Annotated in this window: 1 protein-coding gene; it reads left to right on the forward strand. The window is 66.4% G+C overall.

What is annotated here, in order from left to right:
- Positions 1–396 (forward strand): DUF1302 family protein (locus tag U873_RS0134075; RefSeq protein WP_029978905.1); only part of this gene is annotated, 396 nt, incomplete at both ends.

The raw sequence follows: 396 nt of genomic DNA on the forward strand, positions 1-396 counted from the left end.
GTACCCGGAAGACATCCGCCTGTATGGCGCCAGCTTCTCCACCACCCTGCCCACCGGCACCGCCTGGACCGGCGAGATCAGCTACCGGCCCAATGCGCCGGTGCAGGTCAACACCAACGACCTGACCCTGGCCCTGCTCAACCCCATTGCCGGAGGAGCGGCCTCGCCGATCAAGACCGCCATGGGGGCCGACAACACCGGCTACCGGCGCAAGGAGATCACCCAGATCCAGAGTTCCATGACCCAGTTCTTCGATCAGGTGCTGGGGGCCGAACGCCTGACCCTGGTGGGCGAGGCCGCGGTTGTCCGGGTCGGTGGCCTGGAGGACAAAAGCAAGCTGCGCTACGGCCGTGACTCGGTGTATGGCCAATACGGCTATGGCGGTGACACCGGCGG

This window comes from Pseudomonas sp. PH1b, from assembly GCF_000633395.1.
Classification (GTDB): domain Bacteria; phylum Pseudomonadota; class Gammaproteobacteria; order Pseudomonadales; family Pseudomonadaceae; genus Aquipseudomonas.